The sequence below is a fragment of the Gordonia sp. i37 genome, assembly GCF_002043085.1.
Classification (GTDB): domain Bacteria; phylum Actinomycetota; class Actinomycetes; order Mycobacteriales; family Mycobacteriaceae; genus Gordonia; species Gordonia polyisoprenivorans.
This window is the reverse complement of sequence record NZ_MVPX01000461.1, coordinates 1-2,267: the sequence shown is the minus strand read 5'-3', so window position 1 is coordinate 2,267 and position 2,267 is coordinate 1. Positions and strand designations below refer to the sequence as shown.

At 67.3% G+C, this 2,267-nt stretch carries 1 protein-coding gene and 1 pseudogene; both read left to right on the top strand.

Annotated elements, in window-relative coordinates:
• The first annotated feature begins 181 nt into the window (after positions 1 to 181).
• Complete coding sequence (locus B1964_RS22605; RefSeq protein ID WP_006369432.1) at positions 182 to 1,477, top strand: acetyl-CoA C-acetyltransferase; 1,296 nt, start codon at positions 182 to 184, stop codon at positions 1,475 to 1,477.
• A 330-nt stretch (positions 1,478 to 1,807) separates the two neighbouring features.
• A pseudogene (locus B1964_RS22600) lies at positions 1,808 to 2,267 on the top strand (hypothetical protein); the annotation flags it as partial.

The following is a 2,267-nucleotide window of genomic DNA, read 5'->3' as shown; positions in this document are numbered from 1 at the left end:
AGTGCACGAAACTCGAGTACAGGCCTGCGGTCGTGGAGTTGGCAGCCACGTGAATCTCCTCTGAATTGTTCTCACGCTCGGTGTGATCGAGGACGCTGCTGGGTGGAGCGCCGTTCGACATCTAACTTACTCTGGAGTAAGAATACGTTAAAGGTACCAATCGACACCTGGGAGATCTCTCGTGGCCAACACACCCAAGACCCGCACCGAGCGCCCGGTCGCGATCCTCGGCGGCAACCGCATTCCGTTCGCGCGGCAGGACAAGGCATATGCCAAGGTCAGCAACCAAGACATGTTCACCGCGGCCCTCGACGGCCTCGTCAGTCGCTACAGCCTCCAGGGCGAACGACTCGGCATGGTGGCCGGTGGCGCCGTCCTGAAACTGTCGCGTGATTTCAATCTCATCCGCGAATCCGTGCTGGGATCGGCCCTGTCGCCCTACACCCCGGCCTTCGACATCCAGCAGGCGTGCGGCACCGGTCTGCAGGCGATCACCGCCGTCGCCGACGGCATCGCGCGCGGACGCTACGACGTCGCCGTCGGCGGTGGCGTCGACACCACCTCCGACGCGCCGATCGGCGTCTCCGAGGGTTTCCGTCGCGGCCTGCTCGAGGTGAACCGGGCCCGCAGCACCCAGGACCAGGTCCTCGGACTCCTCAAGGCGCTGCCCAAGCTCGGCATCGAGATCCCGCGCAACGGCGAGCCCCGCACCGGGATGTCGATGGGTGAGCACGCCGCGATCACCGCCAAGGAGTTCGGTATCAAGCGTGCCGACCAGGACGCGCTCGCCGCGGCCAGCCACCAGAAGATGGCCGCCGCCTACGACGCCGGCTTCTTCGACGATCTGGTCACCCCGTTCCTCGGCCTGACCCGCGATCAGAACCTGCGCGGCGACTCCAGCGTCGAGAAGCTCGCCAAGCTCAAGCCGGTCTTCGGGGTGTCGCTGGGCGACGCCACCATGACCGCGGGCAATTCGACGCCGCTGACCGACGGTGCGTCGACCGTGCTGCTCGCCAGCGACGAGTGGGCACAGGACAAGGGCATCCCGGTCCTGGCGTACTTCGTCGACTCCGAGTCCGCGGCGGTCGATTACGTCAACGGCCCCGACGGCCTGCTGATGGCACCCACCTACGCCGTCCCGCGTCTGCTCGAGCGCAACGGCCTCACCTTGCAGGACTTCGACTTCTACGAGATCCACGAGGCGTTCGCCTCGGTGGTGCTCGCGACCCTGCAGGCATGGGAGTCCGAGGAGTACTGCAAGGAGCGGCTGGGCCTGGACAAGGCGCTCGGCGCGATCGACCGCAGCAAGCTCAACGTCAACGGCTCGTCGCTGGCCGCGGGACACCCGTTCGCCGCCACCGGTGGACGTATCGTGGCCCAGGCCGCCAAGCAGATCAAGGAGAACGGCGGCGGACGCGCGCTGATCTCGATCTGCGCCGCGGGCGGCCAGGGCGTCACCGCGATCATCGAAGGCTGAGCGGGATTCCTCCGGCGCAGGATTCCCCCGATGAATGGACACCCCGTGTTGTAACGAAGACGAAAGTCCCGTAGATATACGGGGTAGCTTCGGTTGAGCTGTCAGACCCCCGACCCGACAGCTCAACCGGAGCGCCTCTCACAGAGGGCCTGGCCAGCGTGAATTCGCCGGTCAGGCCCTCGATTGCGTTATGGGGAGAAGCCGCCCGGGTCGCATTGGCCGGATTTGTTCGGTATGAGTGACAGCGTGAGTTCAGTGCGGCGACGTCGATGGCGGGTCGGCGCACGAATCACCACAGGTGTGATCTCCGTCATACTCCTGACGTTGTCCATGGATCTTCTGGTCACCTCGGGGCACACCGCCCGCGGTGCGGTCACCGCCGGCCGCGACGTCGGCAACCTGTCCCCGGTGCGCCTGGACCATCGGCTCGACGAGCTGATGCAACAGGCGGGCGAACCGGTGCGACTGCGCACCGAATCCGGCTCGGCGACCATCGACCCCGCGGCGTTGGGTGTGATGTTCGACGCCGACGCGACCGCGGCGGCCCTGCAACGTCAGCCGCGCAGTCCGCTCACCCGGTTGCTGGCCCTCTTCGGCCGCACACACGACGTCGCGCCGGTGGTCCGGGTCGACGCCGCACGCTTCGACGAGGCGATCGCCGGTCATCACCGCGATCTCGAACGGTCGGCGGTGGACGGTGGGGTGCACTACGACGGGGTCACCCCGGTCGCCGATCTGCCCGCCGCCGGTCGCCGCGTCGACCGGGATGCGGCGCGCGCGGTACTGGCCC